Below are 19,596 nucleotides of genomic sequence, written 5' to 3' on the forward strand. Positions count from 1 at the left end.
CTGCCATCGGAGATTTCATGAGTAGAAAAAAGCCTGCGGCGCCTCAGATTCTGACCTCTTCGCGTATTCGCGAAGGCCTCCCCTTCCCGCTTGGCGCCACCTGGGACGGGCTTGGGGTCAACTTCGCGATCTTTTCCGCGAACGCCACCAAGGTTGAGCTGTGCCTGTTCGATGCCGATGGCGAAACCGAACTCGAGCGCATCGAACTGCCCGAATACACCGACGAGATCTGGCATGGCTACCTGCCAGACGCCCATCCGGGGCAGATCTATGGCTATCGCGTGCACGGCCCCTACGAGCCCGAATCCGGTCACCGTTTCAATCCCAACAAATTGCTGATCGACCCGTATGCCAAGCAATTGGTGGGCGAGCTGAAATGGTCCGAGGCGCTGTTCGGGTACACCATCGGCCATCCCGACGCCGACCTCAGCTTTGACGAGCGAGACAGCGCGCCCTTCGTCCCAAAGTGCAAGATCATCGATCCGGCGTTCACCTGGGGCCACGACCGCCCGGTACAGGTCCCCTGGGATCGCACCATCATTTATGAAACCCACGTGCGTGGCTTCACCATGCGGCATCCGTCGGTAGCCGAAGACATGCGCGGCACTTTTGGCGGCTTCAAGACGCCAGAAGTGATCGACTACCTGGGCAAACTCGGCGTGTCGTCTATCGAGTTTCTGCCCATTCATGCCTTCGTCCAGGACCAGCATCTGCTGGAGAAAGGCATGAGCAACTACTGGGGCTACAACAGCATCGCCTTCTTCGCGCCGCATCCGAAATACCTGGCCAGCGGCAAGATCAGCGAGTTCAAGGAAATGGTCGCGCACCTGCACAATGCCGACCTCGAGGTCATTCTCGATGTGGTCTACAACCACACCGCCGAAGGCAACGAGCTGGGCCCGACCCTGTCCATGCGCGGCATCGATAACGTCTCCTACTACCGGTTGATGCCGGACGAAAAGCGCTACTACATCAACGACTCCGGCACTGGCAACACGCTGGACATGAGCCATCCCTGCGTGGTGCAGATGGTCACCGACTCCCTGCGCTACTGGGCTGAAGAAATGCACGTCGATGGGTTCCGCTTCGATCTGGCGACCATTCTGGGTCGTGAGCACGATGGTTATGACGAACGCCATGGCTTCCTCGTCGCCTGTCGTCAGGACCCGGTCCTGGCCAAGACCAAGCTCATCGCCGAGCCTTGGGACTGCGGGCCTGGCGGCTATCAGGTCGGTGGTTTCCCACCCGGATGGGCCGAGTGGAACGATCAATATCGCGACACCGTGCGAGCGTTCTGGAGAGGTGATGACGGCCAGCTGGCCGATTTCGCCAGCCGTCTTACCGGCTCGGGTGATCTGTTCAACCAGCGCGGCCGCCGGCCGTTCAGTTCGGTCAATTTCGTGACGGCACACGACGGTTTCACGCTCAAGGACTTGGTGTCTTACAACCACAAGCACAACGAGGACAACGACGAAGACAACCGCGACGGCAGCGATAACAACATTTCCTGGAATCACGGCGTCGAAGGCCCGACCGATGATGCGGAAATCAACGAACTGCGCTTCCGTCAGATGCGTAACTTCTTCGCCACGCTGCTGTTCTCGCAAGGCACGCCGATGATCGTTGCTGGCGATGAGTTCGCGCGGACCCAGCACGGCAACAACAACGCCTACTGCCAGGACAGCGAAATCGGTTGGGTGAACTGGGATATCCCCGAAGATAGCCGGACCTTGCAGGCCTTCGTTCGCAAACTGATTCGCCTGCGCCAGCGCTACCCGATGCTGCGTCGTGGACGTTTCCTGGTCGGCGCCTACAACGAGGAACTGGGCGTCAAGGACGTCACCTGGCTCGCGCCGCATGCTGAAGAGATGACCGTCGAGCACTGGGAAGACGGCAATAACCGCTGCATGGGCATGCTGCTCGATGGCCGCGCGCAGGCGACCGGCATTCGCAAGGCCGGTTCGGACGCAACCTTGCTACTGATCGTCAACTCACATCACGACATCGTGAATTTCACCCTGCCGGAAGTACCGCAAGGCATTTACTGGAACCGCTTGATCGACACCAACAACCCCGTCGCACGCGCCGAGCGTTTCGAATTCAGCGATGAATACGGACTGACCGGCCGCTCGCTGCTGCTGTTCGAGTTGATCAAGGAAGAGGAATAACGCCGAGCCATCGCCAAACGCGGAGCCCCGACATCGGGGCTTCGACTTATCTAAAGGCCACGCCGGCAGCTACTCAACCCTTCGATGGTTCTCGACGTGCGGTATGAACCCTCGCGAATGTCTCCAGTCCCAACCCCCAGCGCGGCACTCACGAAACTCGACGGATTTGTTCTGCCAGCCGCAGGCGGGTTGTCCCTTCCGTGACGGATCACACCTTATGGCTTCGACTCGGCTGATCGTTTCACTTGCTCTGCTGATCTTCATTTCCATCAGCGCCCTGCCCGTTCTGGCCGGTGGTGCCATCACCAATGCGACGCTCCCGGCGGGCAAAGCCGGTACCGTCCGGCTGTTCGTGAACCGCGTCGGCTCCGGCAAGGCGATGGACGTGCGCAACGATACGGACGTGCCGGTCGAGGTGGTGCTGCGCCTGACGCGAATGGTCAATGTCGCGGGCGTTGGCAAGGGTGTGGTGCGCAAGACGGTTCCCGCTCGCACCCGCATGCGCATCGCCACCTTGCGCAAGCGCCAGTCGGGTTATCCGTTGATGTATCAGCAGTCGTTCAGCTATTCGCTGATCTACTCGCCGGAGCCGGGCAAGAAAGGTTCGGTGGGCGGCTACGCCTATGCGCTGCCCTGGAAAGGCGGTCCGTTCCGTATATCACAGGGGGCCGGTGGCGATTTCAGCCACAACTCGCCCAAAGGCCGCTTTGCCGTGGATATCGCCATGCCGGTAGGTACGCCGATCGTTGCAGCACGTGCGGGTACGGTAGTGAAGGTACGCAATGACCAGCACGGACGTCGGCCGGACCCGGCGGGGAACTACGTGCGAATTCTCCACGATGACGGTACGCACAGCGCGTACCTGCATTTGAAGCGTGGTTCGGTGCAGGTGAAGGCGGGTCAGCGGGTAAAGATCGGTAGCCTGTTGGGCCAATCCGGCAACACCGGACGCAGCACAGGGCCGCATTTGCATTTCGTGGTGCAGAAAAAAATCGAGGACAGCCTGATATCTGTCCCCTTCCGTTTTACCCAGCCAGTGGAGTCGCTGCCTAACTTCGCCCTCAGCGAGCGTTGAAGTTGGAGTTACAGCATCCGCCGCATGATGTCGTCGCGCTTGACGAAATGGTGGAGCAAGGCCATGCCGATATGCCCGACCACCAGCAGCACCACTATCCAGGCCAGCGGTGAGTGGAGGCTGCCGATGCTCGCTGCCCAAGCGATTTCCGGGCCTTTGGCGACCAACTGCACGCCGAACACTTTCAGTCCATAACCGTTACCCAGCATGGTCAGCACGCCGGTAATCGGCATCAACAGCATGCCGAGGTACAACGCGAAATGCCCCGCCTTGACCACGAACGCCGTCGCCGGATCATGCAGCGGCCGCTGCTTGAGCTGGCTTGATGCCCAGAAAATGCGCAGAACGATCAGCACCAGGAGCAGCGAGCCGATGGAGACATGCCAGGGTACGAGCGTCTGGCCAATCCAATGCTCGCCTTCGCTGATGCGGTCGCCGAGCTTGAGCAGCTGCCAGATGATCAGCCCGCCCATCAGCCAGTGAAACCATTTACTGACCTTTCCGTAACGCTCTCTCGAGTCGTGAATCATCGCTTCTGCTCCAACGTCGTTCGTTTGAATCACTGCCAGGTAAAGCTCAGAGCTTCGCCGGTCGCCATGCGTTCCAGATGATCAGCAACCACCTGTTGCAGCTTCTGCAGCTGCTCTGAGTCTTCGGCTTCGACCACGACCTGCAGCCCGCCTTCTGCGACCTGTAGCCGGCAATTGCCGATAGGCAGCTCGATCTCCCCCTGCTGCTCATCGTGCTGTACGGGAAACTTGTGGCCCCAGTGCTTGCAGAGCCGGTTGATCAGTCGAGATGGCTTCTCGGTCGTGACCGTGGCGGTCGCCGTTTCAGGTAATGCTTTCAACTATTCCTCCTTCGACGCGCAATGCCGCGTCCGTGGTTGCGCTGGCCTGTTGCAAAGGAGCATACAGGCAGATATTAGGGGTCCGGTTCTCGTAGCCGATTTCTAGTTACGGTCTGGCATCGTAGAGGCTGGCGCTATTCAACACCAAAACCGAACGCCGAGAGCGTGGTTTCCATGACGCGGTCACTGAACAGCTTGTGTCCGGTGGAATCACCGCCCGCTCCGGCCGCAACCAACAGCGGCAACAGGTGCTCCTCGCCACGCGGCGGGTGGCACAGGCGCGCCGAAGGCGCTTGTTCCCAATGTAAAAGTGCTGCGTTGCGGTGTGTCGGCTCCGATTCGACCGTTGAACTCAGCCAAGCGTCGAACTCATCGGAAATCGGCCCGAAACGGGCATCGCCATAGCCGCGCATGTTGTGAAAACTCATGCCGCTGCCGACGATCAAAACGCCTTCGTCACGCAATCCAGCCAGCGCCTGGCCTGCATCGAGCAGCGCCTGCGGATCGAGATCGTTGCGCAGCGACAACTGCACGACCGGGATCTGCGCCTCTGGGAACATCAGCTTCAGCGGAATGAACACGCCGTGATCGTAGCCGCGCTCGTCGTCCCGGCTCGCGGCCATTCCCGCTGCGCCCAGCATCTCGACGATTCGTGCAGCCAGGGCGGGATCGCCCGGCGCCGGATAGCGCAATTCATAGGTGTGCGCCGGAAAGCCGTTGTAGTCGTAGATCAAGCCCGGATGTGCGGCGCCGGTAACACGGAAATCGTCTTCCAGCCAATGCCCCGAAATCACCACGATCGCCTTCGGCTTCGCCGGCAGACTCGCGGCGACGCTCTTGAGAAATTTTGCCGTGGCGTCCCAGGCGTGGGACGGATTCCAGTCCATGAAGAAACACGGCCCCGCGCCGTGCGGTACGAACAGGGTCGGCATGCGCTTGCCGTTCGCTAAAACGCTGGACGTCTGCATGGGACATGCCCTCTTGAATGAATGTGCGAGCAGTATGGATTACCATCAGTAATCTTAGAACCTGTCATAAACGGCTAGCACTTATTACCAGGAGTAGGAGCCAATATGCTCGACCGTATCACCGGCATGCGCGTATTCGTGCGTACGACCAGTGCCGGCAGCCTGTCCGCCGCGGCACGTCATCTGGGCATGTCACCGGCCATGGCGACCAAGCATGTCGATGCGCTGGAGGCACGCCTGGGGGTCAAGCTGTTTCACCGCAGCACGCGGCGGCTGACGCTCACCGAAGCCGGTAATCGCTACCTCGACGCCTGCCAGCGAATTCTGCTCGACATTGACGAAACCGAGGCCGGCATCGCGTCGCAACGCGTCGAGGCGACCGGACTGCTGCGGCTCAACGTGCCGCTGGTGTTCGGCACTCATTACATCGCCCCGCTACTGTTCGAGTTCAGCCACCGGCATCCGGCGGTGAAGGTGGAACTGGGGCTGTCCGATAGCCAGGTCGATCTCATCGATGGCGGCTGGGACATGGCGGTACGCATCGGCCGGCTCGGCGACAGTTCGCTTCAGGCCAGAAAGCTCGGTGACGTCCCGCTGGTGTTGTGCGCTGCGCCCGCTTATCTGGACGCCCGTGGCGTGCCGCGCCGAGTCGCCGATCTGGCGCAACACAATTGCCTGACCTACAGCCTGTCGACATCCACTAGCGCGCATGAATGGGTATTCGGACGCAACGGCGACATACGGGCCAAGGTCGATGGCGACCTGCTGGCCAACAATGGCGAGGCGTTGCTCGCAGCGGCCGTGCGTGGGCAAGGGCTGCTCTACGGCCCGCAATTCATCGCCGCAGATGCGGTGCGCCGTGGCGAACTGGTCGTACTGGAATTGGATCATCCAGCGCTGATCATCGACGGCATTTACATCCTTTACCCGCCCGATCGGCGCCCGCCGGCCAAGGTCCGGGTGATGATCGACTATCTCGTCGAAGCCTTCTCTGGCGCTCAGCCTTGGGCGCTATAGCGCCAAATCTCCTACCGGGCGCAGACGACAAAAGGTGAACTGCCGCTGGCGACGCCAGTCGGAATAGATGCGAGGGGCCTGGTTGGCTCCGCATCACCTGACCTTGGCGCGGACCGCGCGCAAGGCCGGATTCACCTCTGCGGCATCGCGCCGCCGCCCCGGAGACGCTATGAAAGCTGTTGTTTATCACGGTGTGGGCGACATCCGTCTCGAAGACGTAGCCGACCCGCGCATCGAAGCCCCAACCGACGCCATTGTGCGCATTACCGCCTCGGCCATCTGCGGAACCGATCTGCACTTCGTGCGGGGCACGTTCAGCGGCATGAAGCCCGGCACCATCCTGGGGCACGAAGCCGTGGGCATCGTCGAAGAGCTCGGTGCGGACGTGCGCAACCTGCAGATCGGCGACCGGGTGGTGATCCCGTCGACCATCTCCTGCGGTAATTGCTCCTACTGCCGCTCGGGTTATTTCGCTCAATGCGACGTGGCCAACCCCAACGGCAAGGAGGCCGGCACGGCTTTCTATGGCGGCCCATCCGCTACCGGCCCGTTCCACGGGTTGCAGGCGGAAAAGGCGCGCATCCCGTTTGCCAACATCGGTCTGGTCAAGCTGCCACCCGAGGTCAGCGATGACCAGGCGATCCTGCTCTCCGACATCTTCCCGACCGGTTATTTCGGTGCCGAAATGGCCGAGATCAAACCCGGCGATACGGTCGCGGTGTTCGGCTGCGGCCCGGTCGGTCAGTTCGCTATCGCCAGCGCCAAGCTGCTGGGCGCCGGTCGGGTATTTGCCATCGACCAGTTCGAGGATCGGCTACGCATGGCCCAGCATCAGGGCGCGGAAATCATCGATTTCAACCGGGAAGAGCCGGTCGAGACACTCAAGCGCCTCACGTCGGGCATCGGTGTGGATCGAGTCATTGATGCCGTGGGCATCGATGCCGAACATGGCTGTTGCGGGGGCAAGCCGGCCGACGGCGCGAAGGCGGATCAAGGCGGCCAATGGCAGCCGGGCGACGCTCCTTCGCAAGCGCTGGAATGGGCGGTCCAGAGCCTGGCGAAGGCCGGCACGCTGTCGATCATCGGTGTCTATCCTCCAGATGCCATGACCTTTCCCATCGGCATGGCGATGAACAAGAACATCACCATGAACATGGGCAACTGCCACCATCGCAAATACATTCCTCGGCTGATCGAAATGATCCAGGCGCGGCGCATCGACCCGGCGAAGATACTGACTCAAATAAAGCCGATGACCGACGTCATCGCTGCGTTCGAGGCCTTCGATCGGCGCGAGCGCGGCTGGATCAAGGTTGAGTTGCAGCCACAGCGCAGCAACCCCTCCGGCGCCGGGTCGGAAGAAACAGTGATCGACAAGGCGGTTGCCGATACCTTCCCGGCCAGCGATCCGACCAGCATGCAGAACCCGCGATAATCAAAGGAGCAGGCGATGGCAGCCATCCATATCGGAATTTCAGGCTGGCGCTACGCACCTTGGCGCGGAGATTTCTATCCCAAGGGCCTCACCCAGAAGAACGAATTGAAGTTCGCGTCACGTGCCGTAAGCAGTATCGAGATCAACGGGTCTTTCTATTCGTTGCAACGGCCAGAGCTGTATGCCGGCTGGTATGACGAAACCCCGAAGGGCTTCGTCTTCAGCGTCAAGGCGCCGCGTTACATCACGCACATTCTGCGGTTGCGCGACGTGGAAAAGCCCATCGCCAACTTCCTCGCCTCCGGCGTACTGGCACTCAAGGACAAGCTCGGACCGATGCTTTGGCAGTTTCCGCCGTCGTTCAAGTTCGACCCCGAGCTGTTCGAGACCTTTCTCAAACTGCTACCTCACGACACCGAAGCGGCGCTGGAAATGGCCAAGGGCTGCGAGGCGCGCATGGAAGGTCGCAGTTATCTGCAGATCGATCGAAAGCGCCAGTTGCGACACGCCGTGGAGATCCGCAACGAAAGCTTTGTCGACCCCGCGTTCGTTGCGCTGCTGCGCAAGTACAAGGTCGCGCTAGTGGTGGCGGATACCGCCGGCAAATGGCCTTATCGCGAGGATCTGACCAGCGATTTCGTCTATATCCGCCTGCACGGCGCCGAGGAGCTTTACACCAGCGGTTACAGCGACGAGGCGCTGGATAACTGGTGCCGACGCATCACGCGCTGGAGCGAGGGACGGCAACCCGACGACGCGCAACTCATCTCCGCCACCAAACCCCGGCCACGCAAGGCGCGAGCGGTTTATTGCTATTTCGATAACGACGTGAAGGTCCGGGCGCCATACGACGCGAGACAGTTGTTGCGCCGGCTCGGGCTGGAGGAAGACCTGGAAACCACTCCGGGCCATCTGGAAGGAGTACTGGTGTGAACCTGGACAAGAATCATCCACTCGACAGCAGTGACCTGGACGCGCACATGTCCACGGCGGTCAGTTCCGTCCGCCTGCTGACCGTCAACACCCACAAAGGCTTCACCGCCCTGAATCGGCGATTCATCCTCCCGGAGCTGCGCGAAGCGGTCAGGGCCGTTTCCGCCGATATCGTGTTCCTGCAGGAAGTGTTGGGCACTCATGAGAAGCATGCCCTGCGCTTTCATGACTGGCCAAAAATGTCGCAGTACGAGTTTCTCGCTGACAGCATCTGGACCGATTTCGCCTATGGCCGCAACGCCGTCTACCCCGACGGCGATCACGGCAATGCGCTGCTGTCGAAATTCCCCATCACCAAGTACGAGAATCTCGACATCTCCATCGCCGGACCGGAGCGCCGTGGCTTGTTACACAGCGTGCTACAGGTGCCGGGGCATGACCAGTTCCACGCGATTTGCGTGCATCTAGGCTTGCGTGAGTCCCATCGCCAGCAGCAACTTCGCCTGCTGTGCGACCTGCTCGACTCCTTGCCCGACGATGCGCCCGTGGTCGTGGCCGGAGACTTCAATGATTGGCGGCTCAAAGGCGCTCAGGTGCTGGATCGCTGCGCCGGTATGCACGAAGTGTTCGCGGTTTCCCAGGGCAAGGTCGCCAAAACCTTCCCGGCCCGCTGGCCCATGCTGCGTCTGGATCGCATTTACGTGCGTAATGCCACCAGCCATAAACCGCAAATACTTGGTAACAAACCCTGGACGCACTTGTCCGATCATCTGCCCTTGGCGGTGGAGATACATCTATGAATTTTCACTGGAGAGACGGTAACCGCCTTCAGTTGCTGGAAAACGGCGAGGAATTCTTTCCCGCCGTGTTCGAGGCCATCGCGGCCGCAAAAAAAGAAGTCCTGCTGGAAACCTTCATCTTCTTCAAGGACAAGGTCGGTCAGGAGCTGCAGAAAGTGCTGATCGCCGCCGCCGAGCGCGGTGTCAGCGTCGACGTTACTGTCGATGGCTATGGCTCGGCGGACTTGGACGGTGATTTTGCCGCGGCGATGACCCACGCCGGGGTGCGCATTCATGTGTTCGATCCCGGCAAACGACTGATGGGCTGGCGCCTCAACGTATTCCGTCGCATGCACCGCAAAATCGTCGTGGTGGATGGCGACCTCGCCTTCATCGGCGGAATCAACTTTTCCGCCGATCACCTCGGCGACTACGGGCCAGGCGCCAAGCAGGACTACGCTCTGCGGGTCGAAGGTCCGATCATTCACGACATCCATCGTTTCGCCCTCAGCACCATCGCGCCAGAGCAGGCGAACCGGCGTTGGTGGCAGCGTCGGGTGCGCACGCAAAGCAATGGGTACGTCGGTGTCAGCCGGGGCGAGGCGCGTGCGCTGTTCGTGACCCGTGACAACAACGAACACCGCACCGATATCGAGCAGCATTACCTGCAAGCGATACGTGATGCACGCTCGCGGCTGGTGATCGCCAATGCCTACTTCTTCCCCGGTTATCGGGTGTTGCGCGAAATCCGTAACGCAGCCCGCCGCGGTGTGCGGGTGCGGCTGATCCTTCAGGGCCAGCCGGACATGCCGATCGCCAAGTTCGGCGCGCGCATTCTCTACAACTACCTGATGAGCGACGGCGTGGAGATCCATGAGTACTGCCGTCGGCCGCTGCACGGTAAGGTCGCATTGGCGGACTACGAGTGGTCCACGGTGGGTTCGAGCAACCTCGACCCGCTCAGCCTCTCGTTGAACCTCGAGGCGAACCTGATCATTCGCGATCACAATTTCAACCGGCAGCTGCACGAGAAGCTTGACCAGCTACTCCAGGACGACTGCCGGCGTATTCCGCTGGAGCGCATGGTTCGTGGTTACTGGTGGCGTGCGCCGCTGGCCTTCTTCATCTTCCATTTCCTGCGTCATTTCCCACAAATGGTGGGCCTGTTCCCCGCACACCGACCCAAGCTGCAGCTTCTCGATGCCGAGCCGCTGGAGCCCGTTCAGCCCCCTTGCAGCGAGATCAGCAATGACCGAGTCCAACCACGCTGAGCCACGCAGTGGCTGGCGACGTCGCTGGCCGCAGATCAAGAAGATCCTGACCTACATCTTCTTCATTCTGGTTGCCGGCTTGCTGATCGGCCTTGCCCGCAACGTCGACTGGAACGAGGTCTACACCACCTTGCGCAACTACAGCGCCAAGACGCTGTGGATGGCCGGCGCTGCGGCCTTCGCCAGTTACGTCGTCTATTGCTTCTTCGACGTGCTCGGCAAGCGGTATGCGCAGCACAACCTGCCGGTTCGGCAAATTATCCCGGTGACCTTCGTGTGCTACGCGTTCAACCTGAACCTGAGCGCCTGGGTCGGAGGCATCGCGTTGCGCTATCGCCTATATTCCCGGCTTGGATTGCGCGCGTCCCAAATCACCCGTGTGTTCACCATGAGCGTGCTGACCAACTGGCTTGGCTACATCTGGCTGGCCGGTCTGATCTTCGCCATGGGCTGGATCACCCCACCGGATTCCTGGGAAATAGGCCACACCGCATTGCGTGTGCTCGGCGTTGGTCTGCTGGTGGCAGCGGCGGTGTATCTATGGGCCTGTGGTTTCTCCAAGCGCCGTCACTGGACCATACGCAAGCATGAAATCCATCTGCCCTCGCTGCGGCTGGCCGTCGTGCAGATGCTGCTGGGCGCCGCCAACTGGTCGCTGATGGCGCTGGTGGTCTATTTCATGCTGTCGCAGAAAGCACCCTACCCCGAGGTTTTGGGCATCCTCATGATCAGCAGCATCGCTGGTGTAGTTGCTCATATTCCGGCAGGGCTGGGTGTGATCGAAGCGGTGTTCGTGGCCATGCTGGGTGGCGAACTCAGTAAAGGTGCAATCGTGGCTGGACTGATCGGTTATCGCGTCGTGTATTTCTTGGTACCGCTGTTCTTCGCCACTATTCTCTACGTCGTGCTGGAAGCGCGGGCGAAGAAGCTGCGCTCCGGCAACGAGGCGCAACCCAACGAAGAATCGCCGGAAGAGCCCAACGCAGAAAAAGCCGTCAGCCGGTAGCGGAAGCCGGATACGACAAAGCCGGAGCGACGCTCCGGCTTTGTCGTGCTTGGGATCCGCTTTGGATACGCCTTATTCCTGCGGCCTCAAGATCACCACCCCAAGCGGCGGAAGCGTGAGCATCAGCGATACGTCCTGCCCATGCGAAGGCACCTGTTCGGCCAGCAGGCCGCCGCCGTTGCCTACGTTGGAGCCGCCGTAGCATCCGGCATCGCTGTTGAAGATTTCTTCCCAGCGTCCCTCCCCGGGAACGCCTACCCGATAGCCCTCACGTACTACCGGCGTGAAATTGCCCACAACCAACAGGGGATACCCCGTCGAACTCTTGCGCAGCCAGGCGAACACACTGTTGGAGCGGTCGTCACCGATCAGCCACTGGAAACCCTGCGGATCACTGTCCAGCTCATGCAAGGCAGGCTCATGTGCGTACAGACGGTTGATATCCCGTACCAAGTTCTGCGCACCGCGGTGATCGGTTTCCTCGAGCAGATGCCAGTCCAGTTCGCGGTCGTGGCTCCATTCGCGCCACTGGCCGAACTCGCTGCCCATGAACAAGAGCTTCTTCCCTGGATGCGTCCACATGAAGGACAGGTAGGCTCGTAAATTGGCGAACTTCTGCCAGCGATCACCGGGCATTTTGTCGATCAGCGAACCCTTGCCGTGCACCACTTCATCGTGGGAGATCGGCAGCACGAAGTGCTCCGAATAGGCGTAAACCATGCCGAAGGTGAGCTTGTCGTGGTGGTACTGACGGTTGACCGGGTCTTCTTGAACGTACTTGAGCGTGTCGTGCATCCAACCCATGTTCCATTTGTAGGCAAAACCCAGCCCGCCCTCGGAGGTCGGCTTGCTGACGCCGGGAAAGGCCGTGGACTCTTCGGCGATAACCAACGCGCCGGGCGTTTCGGTGGCTACCACGTCGTTGAGGTGACGCAGGAAGTCGATCGCTTCGAGGTTCTCTCGACCGCCGTGACGGTTGGGGATCCACTCGCCTTCCTTGCGCGAATAATCGCGATAGAGCATCGAGGCGACCGCATCGACACGCAGTGCGTCGACGTGGAATTCACGCAACCAGTGCAACGCTGAAGCAAGCATGAAGCCGTGCACTTCGGTGCGGCCCAGGTTGTAGATGTAGGTATCCCAGTCCTGATGGAAGCCTTCGAAGGGGTGCGCATATTCGTACAACGCCGTGCCATCGAATTCGCCCAGCCCGTGCGCGTCGGTCGGGAAATGCGCCGGTACCCAGTCGAGGATCACGCCGATGCCGGCGTTGTGGCAGGCATCGACGAAGGCGGCGAAGTCATGCGCGTTGCCGTAGCGGGCGCTGGGCGCGAACTGCGACAGCAGCTGATAACCCCAGGAGCCGCCGAAGGGGTGTTCCATGATCGGCATCAGCTCGATATGGGTGAAACCCAAATCGACGACATACGGGATCAGCCGTTCGGCCAGTTCGTGCCAATCGTAGAGCCGCCCGTTATCGCCGCCCTCCTTGCGCCAGGAGCCGGCATGCAGCTCATAGATGGTCATCGGCGCGGTATAAGACTGGCGCGCCGCGCGATGCTGCAGCCAGGCCTCGTCCTTCCACTCATAGTCCAGCGGATGCGAAATCACCGAAGCGGTGCCGGGTGGCAGCTCGGTCGCCAGCGCAATCGGATCGGCCTTCAGCGGCAGAACACCGTTCTGCCCCAGAATCTCGTATTTATACTTATCACCAGGCTGCAAGCGCGGGATGAAGATTTCCCACACGCCGGAAGGAATGCGCAAACGCATGGGATGCCGACGCCCGTCCCAGTCATTGAAACTACCCACTACTGACACGCGCCGCGCATTGGGTGCCCACACGGCGAAACGCACGCCCTGGACCCCATCGACTTCCATTGGCTGAGCGCCGAATACGCGGCCGATCTCGCGATGGTTGCCTTCGGAGAACAAATACATGTCCATCTCGCCGAGTTGCGGCCCGAAGCTGTAAGGGTCTTCAGTGATCTGCTCTCCCCCCGCCCAGCGAATGTTCAGCAGATAAGGCTGCTGGTGGGTCAGCCGGGTGAAGAAGAAGCCGGGCACCTGGCCCTGTTCCATCGCTGCCAGCAGGCGACCGCTGGAGCGTTCGAGCACTTCGACGCCCAGCGCGTTGGGCAGATAGGCGCGCACCACAAGCCCATCGCCGTCAGGGTGCGGGCCAAGTATCGAAAATGGGTTGCCATGTTCGGCGCGCACCAGCGCGTCGACGTCGGCATCGCTTGGCAGCAGTGTTTCACCGGGCATGGTCACGGCCGGACGATCATTCATCGGGAATCTCCATCGGAAATCTGTTGTGCCAGCTTCGCCAGTCCCTGAAGCGGAACGGATAGCCAGGCCGGGCGGTTCTCTGCCTCATAGGCCACTTCATAGGCGGTTTTTTCCAGGCTGAACAGCGCCAGCGCAGCGTTAGCGCCGGCGGCATCCTTCCAGGCGTGCGGCATCTGCGCGGTCGCCTCGCGGTAGGCCTCGAGAAACACATCGTGGGCGCTCTGCTGGTAGGTGTCGGAAATAGTGCGGCGGGCTAGATTCGCCTCTTCAGAGCTGTCGCTGATCTGCGCGTTACGCAGGGTCATGGCAGTTGCGTATTCGAACGAACGCAGCACGCCGGCGACATCCTTGAACGGGCTCAGCTTGCCTCTGCGCTCTTCCAGCGAGCGCGCCGGCTCACCTTCGAAGTCGATGAAGAACGCATCGCCCTGAACCACCAACACCTGGCCAAGGTGGAGGTCACCGTGCACACGCGTGCGCAGACCGCCAACGGATCGTTCGGCAAGCCGTTTGACTTCGGCCAGCAATTGTTCACGTTGCCCGAGCAGCTGATCCACCAGCGACGCGGCCTTGCGGTCGAGATCGCCGCGACGGGCTTGCAGCAGTTCCAGCGCGCGTTCCACCTGTGCGGATATGGTCTTGATCCATTCTTTGCTATCAGCCGGACGGGTCGGCTCGCTGGCGAAGGCCTGATCACTGGTCTGCGCCGCCAGCGTCATGTGCATCTCGCCCAGGCGCTGCCCAAGCAGGCGATTGAATGCCTCGACTTCAGCGAGGGCACTGAACTGGTTCTCGTGCTCGGACACACCGCCGGCAATCTGATCGCGGACGGCGCGGTCCAGGGTGTTCAACGTCCATTCCCAGGCGTCGCCCTGATTGTCGAGGAAGCGCTGCACAACCATCAGCGCATGCGGCTCGCCCCGCTTGTTGACGCGCGTAACCTGGCCGAGCATCGCCGAAATGTGCTGGAAGCCCTGCTCGGTCAGGAAACGGCCCATTTCCAGTTCCGGGTGCACGCCCGCAGAAACCCGGCGCAGCACCTTGATCATCATGCTGCTGCCGATGATGGCCGAGCTATTGGATTGTTCAGCCGTGAGGTAACGCACCTCGGCGTCGGCCGGCAACTCCACGTCGGCAAGATTGCCGATCGGCTCGAAGCGAATCTCGCCTTCTCCGCAAGGCAGTACTTGCTCGTCGCGCAATCCTTGAATCACGCCGAGGACGAACTGTTTGAGCGCAAAGGCATCGGTCAGCAGACCCACCTGCGGGCCACGTCGCACCCGTGCCATGGCCAGTTGCTGCGGCAGCGCGATGTCGAAGTCGCCTTCGTCGAGGAAGCCCAGCGGCAGCTGATAGAGGTCGGTTCGCCCGGTCGTCGCCACTGCGATCTCGCTAAGCAGTACCGGTCGCTGTGGATCGCCGAACGGCACGCTGTAGCAGATCTTGATCGAGTCGATCGCTGCATCCTTGCTGGCGAACCAGCGCCGTTTCGGCAGGTAAGCCGGTAGCGACTCGGTTTCGAGAATGCGCTTATTCGCTGCGGTGAGCGTATCCAGGCGCTTGAGCACGAGGGTTTGGAAGTCGGGCATGGTTTCCACCGGTTCCTGGTGCCAACTGGGCATCTGGTGGCTGGTTGCCAGCTGGAACCAGTAGAAGCCGTAAGGTGGCAACGTCAGCAGATACGGCAATTGGCCGATCGGCGGGAAGGCACTGCCGCCGACCATTTCCACCGGCACCATGCCGGCGTAATGCGACAGTTCCAGTTCTGCGGCCTGAGCCGAGCGCGATACGTTGGCGACGCAAAAGATGACTTCCGTATCACCGTTGGGTCCGGTGTATTCGCGCAAATACGCCAAAATCCGTCGATTGCTCGGTGCGAGCATTTTCAGCGTGCCCCGCCCGAAGGCTTTGAATTGCTTGCGGATCGAGAGCAGCCGCCGCGTCCAGTTGAGCAGCGAATGCGGGTCGCGCTGTTGTGCCTCGACGTTGATCGCCTGGTAGCCGTACAGCGGGTCCATGATTGGTGGCAGCACCAGACTCGGCGGATCGGCTCGGGAGAAGCCGCCGTTGCGATCCACCGACCATTGCATCGGCGTACGCACACCGTCGCGGTCACCGAGAAAGATGTTATCGCCCATGCCGATTTCGTCGCCGTAATAGATCACCGGGGTGCCAGGCATCGATAGCAGCAGGCTGTTGAGTAGCTCGATGCGGCGACGGTCACGTTCCAGCAGCGGTGCCAGCCGGCGGCGAATGCCAAGGTTGATCCGAGCGCGCTTGTCCGAGGCGTAGTAGTTCCAGAGGTAGTCGCGCTCCTTGTCGGTCACCATTTCCAGCGTGAGCTCGTCATGATTGCGCAGGAAAATTGCCCATTGGCAGTTCTCCGGAATGTCGGGCGTCTGGCGCAGGATGTCGGTGATCGGGAAGCGGTCTTCCTGCGCCAAGGCCATGTACATGCGCGGCATCAGCGGAAAGTGAAAGGCCATATGGCATTCGTCGCCCGGGCCACCGTCTTCGCCGCCGAAATACAGCTGGGTATCCTCCGGCCACTGGTTGGCCTCGGCCAGGAGCATGCGGTCGGGGTAATTGGCGTCGATCTCGGCGCGTATCTGTTTTAGCACCACATGGGTTTCGGGCAGGTTCTCGTTGTTGGTGCCGTCGCGCTCCACCAGGTACGGGATAGCGTCGAGCCGCAATCCGTCGATGCCAAGGTCGAGCCAGTAGCGCATGACGCTGAGCACGGCCTTCATGACCTGCGGGTTGTCGAAATTGAGATCCGGTTGGTGCGAATAGAAGCGATGCCAGAAGTACTGCTGGGCGACCGGGTCCCAGGTCCAGTTCGATACTTCGGTATCGAGAAAGATGATCCGCGTGCCGTCGTATTTATCGTCCGTGTCCGACCAAACATAGAAGTCGCGTGCTGCAGAACCCTTTTTCGCCTTGCGCGCACGCTGGAACCAAGGGTGCTGGTCCGAAGTGTGGTTGATGACCAGTTCGGTGATCACCCGCAACCCGCGCTTATGCGCTGCGGCGATGAAGCGTCTGGCATCGGCCATAGTGCCGTAGTCCGCATGCACACCACGGTATTCGGCAATGTCGTAACCATCGTCACGCCGCGGCGAGGGATAGAACGGCAACAGCCAAACGGTGTTCACACCCAGGTCGGCGATGTAATCGAGCTTCTCGATCAAACCCTGAAAGTCACCTACCCCGTCGTTGTTCGAGTCGAAGAAGGATTTCAAGTGGACTTGATAAACCACTGCGTCCTTGTACCAGAGCGGGTCAGTGATGAAGGCGGCTGGCTTGCGTGATTTGGCCATGTCTCGTTCCTTTTTTCTGCCTCAAGACTGGACGCGGAATTCCAGCCGAGGCGGCAAAGGTCACCAGTAGGCGTAACAAATCAGATCAACTGTTACTTCTAACCTACTGATAAATAGGGTTATAGCCTTGTTCTTAATAAATCACTTGAGGTCTGGATCTGGGGCCCCAGCGCTCAGACGCCAGATACCGAATGGCAGATGCCAGGGCTCGATCCGCATCCATTGGGTCTTGCCATACCAAGTCCAGCGATGCCCATTCATAAGGTCTTCGCCGCGGGTTTCAGCGTGATCGGGCAAGCCGAGTTCCCAGAGCGGCAACTCGAAATGCGCTTCCTGGGCGTTATTTGGATCAAGGCTCACCGCGACCAGAATGAAGTTCGAGCGATCCGCCGTGCGCTTGCCGAAATAGAAGATGTTGTCGTTGTAGGCCGTGTAGGCCTGGAAACCGAGGTGGGTTTGCAGGGCCGGATTCTGGCGCCGAATGCGATTGAGTTGAGCGATCTCGGCGATGATGTTGCCCGGCGCGTGGTAGTCGCGCGGACGGATCTCGTACTTCTCCGAGTCCAGATATTCCTCTTTGCCGGGAATCGCAGCGGATTCGCACAGCTCGAAGCCCGAGTACATGCCCCAGAGACCGGACCCCATGGTCGCCAGCGCCGCACGGATGAGGAATCCGGCGCGACCGGAGTCATGCAGGAAGAAGGGGTTGATATCCGGCGTATTGACGAAGAAGTTCGGCCGGTAGCAATCGCGCAACGGCGGCTCGTTGAGCTCGGTGAAATATTCGCTCAGCTCCGCCTTGTTGTTGCGCCAGGTGAAATAGGTGTAGCTCTGGTTGAAGCCGACCTTGCCCAGACGCGCCATCATCGCCGGCCGGGTGAAGGCCTCGGACAGGAACATCACGTCCGGGTCGCGCTCGCGAATATCGGCGATCATCCATTCCCAGAAAGGCAGGGGTTTGGTGTGCGGATTATCGACGCGGAAGATCTTCACGCCCTGCTCCACCCAATGCCAGACCACGTCGCGCAAGGCGATCCAAAGATCGGGCATGGCGTCTTCGGCATAGAAGTCGACATTGACGATGTCCTGGTACTTCTTCGGCGGGTTTTCCGCGTAGCGGATGGTCCCGTCAGGGCGCCAGGAGAACCAGCCCGGATGTTCTTTTAGCCAGGGGTGGTCCTGGGAACACTGAATGGCGAAATCCAGCGCAATTTCAAGTCCGTGGTCGCGCGCCGCCGCTACCAGATCGCGGAAGTCGCCAAGCGTGCCGAGCTCCGGATGGACCGCATCGTGGCCACCGTCTTCGCTGCCGATGGCATAGGGGCTGCCCGGATCGTTGGGTCCGGCGTTCAGAGTGTTGTTTCGGCCCTTACGATGTTGGCGCCCGATGGGGTGAATGGGCGTGAAGTAGAGCACGTCAAAGCCCATGTCACGGATCGACGGCAGGCGCTTGTGCACGTCGCGAAAGGTGCCATGGCGGTTAGGGTCGTCGGTCTCCGAGCGCGGGAAGAGTTCATACCAGCTGGCGAACTGAGCCAGAGGGCGCTCCACTTCAAGCGGGAATACCGGGCTCTGGCTGCAATGCTCACGCGGGTCGGCATCAGCCATTGCCGCAGCCGTCTCGTCGGCCAGCATGACCGAAACACGCTCGTCGTCCAGATGCGCCATGCTCAGGCGGTGCAAGAGATCATCAATGATTGCCTTGGTTTCGCCCATGGCCCGCCCGCTGGCGCGCTCCAGCAATAGACGGCCTTCTTCCAGCTCCAACTGCACCGGAACACCCGCCGCATGTTTTTTCGATAGCTCGTAGCGGTAGGTTTCATAGACGTCCCACCAGGCCTCGATCATGAACTCGTGGCCTGCCACCTGCGTTGGGGTGAAATGACCTTCCCACTTGTCGTTGCCGAGCAGCTTGAGACGAGCGCGACGCCAGCCGCTTTCATCGTTGGTCCGCCAGCAGATCGCGGCGGCCAGCTGATCATGGCCATCGGCGAATACCTTGGTGGTCACGGTCACCGGATGGCCGATGATGGCCTTGGCAGCGAATCGACCACCGTCGAGCACCGGCTCGGTCGCCTCGATGGCTATACGCGGCATCTGCAATGCTTGTTCAAGTCGGGGATGGATGGTTGCGTGGGGCTGTGCGTCGTTCATCGAACGGGCTCCTGGGGCCTAAATCATTGCGATACAGCAACCCAACCGCTTCGCGAGCGGCGTCGGCAAGGTTGGGGTTGTCGTCGTGAAACCCCGCTGCGGGTTTCACGGGCTCTGTTCTTCCGAACCAAAGGAGGCTGTAAAAGTTCAGCACGAAAGCCCGCTTGAGAGCCGCTGCGTACGGCTGTCTGACGGACGTTGAGTTGCGAGGTGAGCGCGCAAGAAAAGGTCGAGAAATCAGAAGGAAATCGCATCGGAACACTGCCGATGCGTTTGTGCCCTACTTGGGTAGTCTTCGAGGCGCTTTACGGCTGTTGCAGACTCGTGGCGG

General features: G+C 60.7%; 13 protein-coding genes and 1 pseudogene. 8 read left to right on the forward strand and 6 right to left on the reverse strand.

Features of this window, described 5'->3' with window-relative positions; translation table 11 throughout:
• The first annotated feature begins 17 nt into the window (after positions 1–17).
• Positions 18–2,168, forward strand: coding sequence for a glycogen debranching protein GlgX (glgX, locus tag E0D86_RS04830; RefSeq protein WP_131648822.1), 2,151 nt, complete (start codon positions 18–20; stop codon positions 2,166–2,168).
• A gap of 217 nt (positions 2,169–2,385) precedes the next feature.
• Positions 2,386–3,243, forward strand: a complete 858-nt coding sequence (locus E0D86_RS04835) for a M23 family metallopeptidase (RefSeq protein WP_131648823.1) — start codon at positions 2,386–2,388, stop codon at positions 3,241–3,243.
• 8 nt (positions 3,244–3,251) lie between these two features.
• On the opposite strand, the gene E0D86_RS04840 is transcribed toward E0D86_RS04835, so the two are convergent.
• The 3 genes from E0D86_RS04840 to E0D86_RS04855 form a co-directional block, all read right to left on the reverse strand.
• Entirely contained in the window at positions 3,252–3,773 is a 522-nt protein-coding gene (locus E0D86_RS04840) for a cytochrome b (RefSeq protein ID WP_131648824.1), read from the reverse strand.
• 29 nt (positions 3,774–3,802) lie between these two features.
• Positions 3,803–4,093, reverse strand: a complete 291-nt coding sequence (locus tag E0D86_RS04845; protein WP_131648825.1) for a DUF2218 domain-containing protein — start codon at positions 4,091–4,093, stop codon at positions 3,803–3,805.
• Positions 4,094–4,227: 134 nt separating this feature from the next.
• Positions 4,228–5,061: a class III extradiol ring-cleavage dioxygenase gene (locus tag E0D86_RS04855; protein ID WP_256681128.1), complete on the reverse strand. Its 834-nt coding sequence runs from the start codon at positions 5,059–5,061 to the stop codon at positions 4,228–4,230.
• A gap of 105 nt (positions 5,062–5,166) precedes the next feature.
• On the opposite strand from E0D86_RS04855, the gene E0D86_RS04860 reads away from it, so the two are divergent.
• From E0D86_RS04860 to E0D86_RS04885, 6 genes and pseudogenes are all read left to right on the forward strand, one after another.
• Complete coding sequence (locus E0D86_RS04860) at positions 5,167–6,078, forward strand: LysR family transcriptional regulator (RefSeq protein ID WP_131648826.1); 912 nt, start codon at positions 5,167–5,169, stop codon at positions 6,076–6,078.
• Between the two features lie 169 nt (positions 6,079–6,247).
• A complete protein-coding gene (locus E0D86_RS04865) occupies positions 6,248–7,513 on the forward strand; it encodes a zinc-dependent alcohol dehydrogenase (RefSeq protein ID WP_131648827.1) in 1,266 nt (421 codons plus the stop codon).
• A gap of 15 nt (positions 7,514–7,528) precedes the next feature.
• Positions 7,529–8,446, forward strand: coding sequence for a DUF72 domain-containing protein (locus E0D86_RS04870; RefSeq protein WP_131648828.1), 918 nt, complete (start codon positions 7,529–7,531; stop codon positions 8,444–8,446).
• Positions 8,443–9,246 carry an endonuclease/exonuclease/phosphatase family protein gene (locus tag E0D86_RS04875; RefSeq protein ID WP_131648829.1) on the forward strand — a complete coding sequence of 268 codons (804 nt, stop codon included), beginning with the start codon at positions 8,443–8,445 and terminating at the stop codon, positions 9,244–9,246. The genes E0D86_RS04870 and E0D86_RS04875 overlap by 4 nt, the downstream gene beginning before the upstream one ends.
• A pseudogene (clsB, locus tag E0D86_RS04880) lies at positions 9,243–10,477 on the forward strand (cardiolipin synthase ClsB). The gene E0D86_RS04875 and the pseudogene clsB overlap by 4 nt, the downstream one beginning before the upstream one ends.
• Positions 10,474–11,502, forward strand: a complete 1,029-nt coding sequence (locus E0D86_RS04885) for a lysylphosphatidylglycerol synthase domain-containing protein (RefSeq protein ID WP_131648831.1) — start codon at positions 10,474–10,476, stop codon at positions 11,500–11,502. The pseudogene clsB and the gene E0D86_RS04885 overlap by 4 nt, the downstream one beginning before the upstream one ends.
• A 72-nt stretch (positions 11,503–11,574) precedes the next feature.
• On the opposite strand, the gene glgB is transcribed toward E0D86_RS04885, so the two are convergent.
• The 3 genes from glgB to E0D86_RS04900 form a co-directional block, all read right to left on the reverse strand.
• Positions 11,575–13,791, reverse strand: coding sequence for a 1,4-alpha-glucan branching protein GlgB (glgB, locus tag E0D86_RS04890; protein ID WP_131648832.1), 2,217 nt, complete (start codon positions 13,789–13,791; stop codon positions 11,575–11,577).
• Positions 13,788–17,111 (reverse strand): maltose alpha-D-glucosyltransferase, encoded by a 3,324-nt coding sequence (treS, locus tag E0D86_RS04895; RefSeq protein ID WP_131648833.1) that lies wholly within the window; start codon positions 17,109–17,111, stop codon positions 13,788–13,790. The genes glgB and treS overlap by 4 nt, the downstream gene beginning before the upstream one ends.
• Positions 17,112–17,252: 141 nt before the next feature.
• Positions 17,253–19,265 (reverse strand): alpha-1,4-glucan--maltose-1-phosphate maltosyltransferase, encoded by a 2,013-nt coding sequence (locus E0D86_RS04900; protein ID WP_131648834.1) that lies wholly within the window; start codon positions 19,263–19,265, stop codon positions 17,253–17,255.
• Between the last annotated feature and the right edge of the window lie 331 nt (positions 19,266–19,596).

The organism is Pseudomonas sp. IC_126, from assembly GCF_004331835.1.
Taxonomy (GTDB): Bacteria; Pseudomonadota; Gammaproteobacteria; order Pseudomonadales; family Pseudomonadaceae; genus Stutzerimonas.